A 5,681-nucleotide genomic window follows, 5' to 3' on the forward strand; every position below is an offset into this window, starting at 1 on the left:
GGTGTTGACGAAACGGAAAAGCCGGCTATGATGGGCGGCTCGCTACACGGAAAGACGCTACGGCGGATTGAGGTGCAGCGGCGGCAACTTCCTCTTCACGAGGGGTTGACGAGGATGAAAAGCCTGCTAATATGGCCGGCTCGCTTCGCAGAAAACCTTCGGGTCGAAACGGAGCAGCGTCAACCACCTCGGAAACAAGGTGTTGACGGCAAGAAAAAGTCCGCTATAATGGGCGGCTCGCTTCGACGGAAACGACGAAGCTGACGGGAACGGCGCTGAGGCCACTTCCCAATGTTCTTTGACAGTGTGCGCAGGTAATTTGTGCGGACGCCTGCAGGAAGGATGATTGTCCATCTTGCAGACGTTTAATCAAAAAGCAACATATTAATTGCTTTGCAAGCGATAAGTTGTCAGTGGTTGAACTTCTGCAGCTAAAGTATTTGTCTTCGGACATGTAATTTTAAGTGAAGAGTTTGATCCTGGCTCAGAGTGAACGCTGGCGGCAGGCCTAACACATGCAAGTCGAACGGCAGCACAGTAAGAGCTTGCTCTTATGGGTGGCGAGTGGCGGACGGGTGAGGAATACATCGGAATCTACTCTTTCGTGGGGGATAACGTAGGGAAACTTACGCTAATACCGCATACGACCTACGGGTGAAAGCGGAGGACCTTCGGGCTTCGCGCGATTGAATGAGCCGATGTCGGATTAGCTAGTTGGCGGGGTAAAGGCCCACCAAGGCGACGATCCGTAGCTGGTCTGAGAGGATGATCAGCCACACTGGAACTGAGACACGGTCCAGACTCCTACGGGAGGCAGCAGTGGGGAATATTGGACAATGGGCGCAAGCCTGATCCAGCCATGCCGCGTGGGTGAAGAAGGCCTTCGGGTTGTAAAGCCCTTTTGTTGGGAAAGAAAAGCAGTCGGTTAATACCCGATTGTTCTGACGGTACCCAAAGAATAAGCACCGGCTAACTTCGTGCCAGCAGCCGCGGTAATACGAAGGGTGCAAGCGTTACTCGGAATTACTGGGCGTAAAGCGTGCGTAGGTGGTGGTTTAAGTCTGTTGTGAAAGCCCTGGGCTCAACCTGGGAATTGCAGTGGATACTGGGTCACTAGAGTGTGGTAGAGGGTAGCGGAATTCCCGGTGTAGCAGTGAAATGCGTAGAGATCGGGAGGAACATCCGTGGCGAAGGCGGCTACCTGGACCAACACTGACACTGAGGCACGAAAGCGTGGGGAGCAAACAGGATTAGATACCCTGGTAGTCCACGCCCTAAACGATGCGAACTGGATGTTGGGTGCAATTTGGCACGCAGTATCGAAGCTAACGCGTTAAGTTCGCCGCCTGGGGAGTACGGTCGCAAGACTGAAACTCAAAGGAATTGACGGGGGCCCGCACAAGCGGTGGAGTATGTGGTTTAATTCGATGCAACGCGAAGAACCTTACCTGGTCTTGACATCCACGGAACTTTCCAGAGATGGATTGGTGCCTTCGGGAACCGTGAGACAGGTGCTGCATGGCTGTCGTCAGCTCGTGTCGTGAGATGTTGGGTTAAGTCCCGCAACGAGCGCAACCCTTGTCCTTAGTTGCCAGCACGTAATGGTGGGAACTCTAAGGAGACCGCCGGTGACAAACCGGAGGAAGGTGGGGATGACGTCAAGTCATCATGGCCCTTACGACCAGGGCTACACACGTACTACAATGGTAGGGACAGAGGGCTGCAAACCCGCGAGGGTAAGCCAATCCCAGAAACCCTATCTCAGTCCGGATTGGAGTCTGCAACTCGACTCCATGAAGTCGGAATCGCTAGTAATCGCAGATCAGCATTGCTGCGGTGAATACGTTCCCGGGCCTTGTACACACCGCCCGTCACACCATGGGAGTTTGTTGCACCAGAAGCAGGTAGCTTAACCTTCGGGAGGGCGCTTGCCACGGTGTGGCCGATGACTGGGGTGAAGTCGTAACAAGGTAGCCGTATCGGAAGGTGCGGCTGGATCACCTCCTTTTGAGCATGACGTCATTCGTCCTGTCGGGCGTCCTCACAAATTACCTGCATTCAGAGATTCATACCGGCACAGGTCGGTATGCGAAGTCCCTTTTGGGGCCTTAGCTCAGCTGGGAGAGCACCTGCTTTGCAAGCAGGGGGTCGTCGGTTCGATCCCGACAGGCTCCACCATATTGAGTGAAAAGACTTCGGGTCTGTAGCTCAGGTGGTTAGAGCGCACCCCTGATAAGGGTGAGGTCGGTAGTTCGAGTCTACCCAGACCCACCACTCTGAATGTAGTGCACACTTAAGAATTTATATGGATCAGCGTTGAGGCTGAGACATGTTCTTTTATAACTTGTGACGTAGCGAGCGTTTGAGATATCTATCTAAACGTGTCGTTGAGGCTAAGGCGGGGACTTCGAGTCCCTAAATAATTGAGTCGTATGTTCGCGTTGGTGGCTTTGTACCCCACACAACACGGCATGTAGCTCCGAGGCAACTTGGGGTTATATGGTCAAGCGAATAAGCGCACACGGTGGATGCCTAGGCGGTCAGAGGCGATGAAGGACGTGGTAGCCTGCGAAAAGTGTCGGGGAGCTGGCAACAAGCTTTGATCCGGCAATATCCGAATGGGGAAACCCACTGCTTCGGCAGTATCTTGCAGTGAATTCATAGCTGCTTGAAGCGAACCCGGTGAACTGAAATATCTAAGTAACCGGAGGAAAAGAAATCAACCGAGATTCCCTGAGTAGTGACGAGCGAACGGGGAACAGCCCTTAAGCTGGAATGGCTTTAGAAAAACAATCTGGAAAGATTGGCCATAGAAGGTGATAGCCCTGTATTTAAAAGGGCCACTCCAGTGAAGACGAGTAGGGCGGGGCACGTGAAACCCTGTCTGAATATGGGGGGACCATCCTCCAAGGCTAAATACTCCTGACCGACCGATAGTGAACCAGTACCGTGAGGGAAAGGCGAAAAGAACCCCGGAGAGGGGAGTGAAATAGATCCTGAAACCGTGTGCGTACAAGCAGTAGGAGCTCGCAAGAGTGACTGCGTACCTTTTGTATAATGGGTCAGCGACTTACTGTTCGTGGCAAGCTTAACCGTATAGGGGAGGCGAAGGGAAACCGAGTCTGATAAGGGCGCATAGTCGCGGGCAGTAGACCCGAAACCGGGTGATCTAGTCATGGCCAGGGTGAAGGTGCCGTAACAGGTACTGGAGGCCCGAACCCACGTCTGTTGCAAAAGACGGGGATGAGCTGTGATTAGGAGTGAAAAGCTAATCGAACCCGGAGATAGCTGGTTCTCCTCGAAAGCTATTTAGGTAGCGCCTCGGACGAATACTACTGGGGGTAGAGCACTGTTATGGCTAGGGGGTCATCGCGACTTACCAAACCATTGCAAACTCCGAATACCAGTACGTACTATCCGGGAGACACACGGCGGGTGCTAACGTCCGTCGTGAAAAGGGAAACAACCCAGACCCACAGCTAAGGTCCCAAATTCACTGCTAAGTGGAAAACGATGTGGAAAGGCATAGACAGCCAGGAGGTTGGCTTAGAAGCAGCCACCCTTTAAAGAAAGCGTAATAGCTCACTGGTCGAGTCGGTCTGCGCGGAAGATTTAACGGGGCTAAGCAGTGAACCGAAGCTTGGGGTGCGTAAAACTTCGGTTTTATGCGCGGTAGAGGAGCGTTCCGTAAGCCTGCGAAGGTGGATTGAGAAGTCTGCTGGAGGTATCGGAAGTGCGAATGCTGACATGAGTAACGATAATGCGGGTGAAAAGCCCGCACGCCGAAAGCCCAAGGTTTCCTTGCGCAACGTTAATCGACGCAGGGTTAGTCGGTCCCTAAGGCGAGGGCGAAAGCCGTAGTCGATGGGAAGCAGGTTAATATTCCTGCACCTCGCGTGAGTGCGATGGAGGGACGGAGAAGGTTAGGTGTACCGGGCGTTGGTTGTCCCGGGGAAAGGCGGTAGGTTTGGATCTTTGGCAAATCCGGGATCCTTTAAGACCGAGCACCGAGACGAGCCTTTATGGCGAAGTCACTGATACCACGCTTCCAGGAAAAGCTCCTAAGCTTCAGCTCACGAAGACCGTACCGTAAACCGACACAGGTGGGTAGGATGAGAATTCTCAGGCGCTTGAGAGAACTCGGGTGAAGGAACTAGGCAACATGGCACCGTAACTTCGGGAGAAGGTGCACCCTTTTTGGTGGCTCATGCGAGCTATAGCTGAAGAGGGTCGCAGAAACCAGGCCGCTGCGACTGTTTATCAAAAACACAGCACTCTGCAAACACGAAAGTGGACGTATAGGGTGTGACGCCTGCCCGGTGCTGGAAGGTTAATTGATGGGGTCAGCCGCAAGGCGAAGCTCTTGATCGAAGCCCCAGTAAACGGCGGCCGTAACTATAACGGTCCTAAGGTAGCGAAATTCCTTGTCGGGTAAGTTCCGACCTGCACGAATGGCGTAACGACAGCGGCGCTGTCTCCACCCGAGACTCAGTGAAATTGAAATCGCTGTGAAGATGCAGCGTTCCCGTGGCAAGACGGAAAGACCCCGTGAACCTTTACTATAGCTTTACACTGAACGTTGAGTTCGTCTGTGTAGGATAGGTGGGAGGCTATGAAACTGTGGCGCTAGCTGCAGTGGAGCCAACCTTGAAATACCACCCTGTCGTGCTTGACGTTCTAACCTAGATCCGTTATCCGGATCAGGGACCGTGTATGGTGGGTAGTTTGACTGGGGCGGTCTCCTCCTAAAGAGTAACGGAGGAGCACGAAGGTACGCTCAGCGCGGTCGGACATCGCGCACTGTGTGCAAAGGCATAAGCGTGCTTGACTGCAAGATCGACGGATCAAGCAGGTACGAAAGTAGGTCTTAGTGATCCGGTGGTTCTGTATGGAAGGGCCATCGCTCAACGGATAAAAGGTACTCCGGGGATAACAGGCTGATACCGCCCAAGAGTTCATATCGACGGCGGTGTTTGGCACCTCGATGTCGGCTCATCACATCCTGGGGCTGTAGTCGGTCCCAAGGGTATGGCTGTTCGCCATTTAAAGTGGTACGCGAGCTGGGTTCAGAACGTCGTGAGACAGTTCGGTCCCTATCTGCCATGGGCGTTGGAAGTTTGAGAGGGGCTGCTCCTAGTACGAGAGGACCGGAGTGGACGAACCTCTGGTGTTCCGGTTGTCACGCCAGTGGCATTGCCGGGTAGCTATGTTCGGAAGCGATAACCGCTGAAAGCATCTAAGCGGGAAGCGCGCCTCAAGATGAGACTTCCCGGGGCACAAGCCCCCTAAAGGAACCATATAGACTATGTGGTTGATAGGTCAGGTGTGTAAGTACAGCAATGTATTGAGCTAACTGATACTAATGATCCGTGCGGCTTGACCATATAACCTCAAGTTGCCTTGGTCCCAACGAACGTTGGTAGATCCCCAAACGCAAGCTACGTCACAAGTTAACTATGCGAGACTGGGCGCCTTAATCCGTTTCTTGGATGGCGACGCTCCAACCGTCTCCCTGGTGAAATTAGCGCTGTGGAACCACCCGATCCCATCCCGAACTCGGAAGTGAAACGCAGCTGCGCCGATGGTAGTGTGGCTCAAGCCATGCGAGAGTAGGTCATCGCCAGGGGCTTTACCCGAAACCCTCAGTCCGAAAGGATTGGGGGTTTCTTTTTGCCTGCAAT

1 protein-coding gene, 2 tRNA genes and 3 rRNA genes are annotated in these 5,681 nt (G+C 53.4%); all 6 read left to right on the plus strand.

Features of this window, described 5'->3' with window-relative positions; all coding sequences use genetic code 11:
* Positions 1–264, plus strand: a 264-nt coding sequence (locus tag QRM60_RS20115; protein ID WP_285446907.1) for a hypothetical protein, incomplete at its 5' end; no start/stop codon positions are given.
* Between the two features lie 197 nt (positions 265–461).
* Positions 462–2,008: ribosomal RNA gene (locus QRM60_RS20120) — 16S ribosomal RNA — on the plus strand.
* A gap of 94 nt (positions 2,009–2,102) precedes the next feature.
* Positions 2,103–2,178: transfer RNA gene (locus tag QRM60_RS20125), tRNA-Ala, on the plus strand.
* Positions 2,179–2,197: 19 nt separating this feature from the next.
* Positions 2,198–2,274, plus strand: a tRNA-Ile gene (locus tag QRM60_RS20130).
* 227 nt (positions 2,275–2,501) lie between these two features.
* A 23S ribosomal RNA gene (locus tag QRM60_RS20135) occupies positions 2,502–5,384 on the plus strand.
* A gap of 127 nt (positions 5,385–5,511) precedes the next feature.
* Positions 5,512–5,626: ribosomal RNA gene (gene rrf / locus QRM60_RS20140) — 5S ribosomal RNA — on the plus strand.
* Together the 16S, 23S and 5S rRNA genes with 2 tRNA genes alongside form the textbook arrangement of a ribosomal RNA operon.
* Positions 5,627–5,681: the final 55 nt, after the last annotated feature.

The sequence above is a fragment of the Xanthomonas sp. fls2-241-TYG-148 genome (genome assembly GCF_030208815.1).
In the GTDB taxonomy this organism is placed as follows: domain Bacteria; phylum Pseudomonadota; class Gammaproteobacteria; order Xanthomonadales; family Xanthomonadaceae; genus Xanthomonas; species Xanthomonas campestris.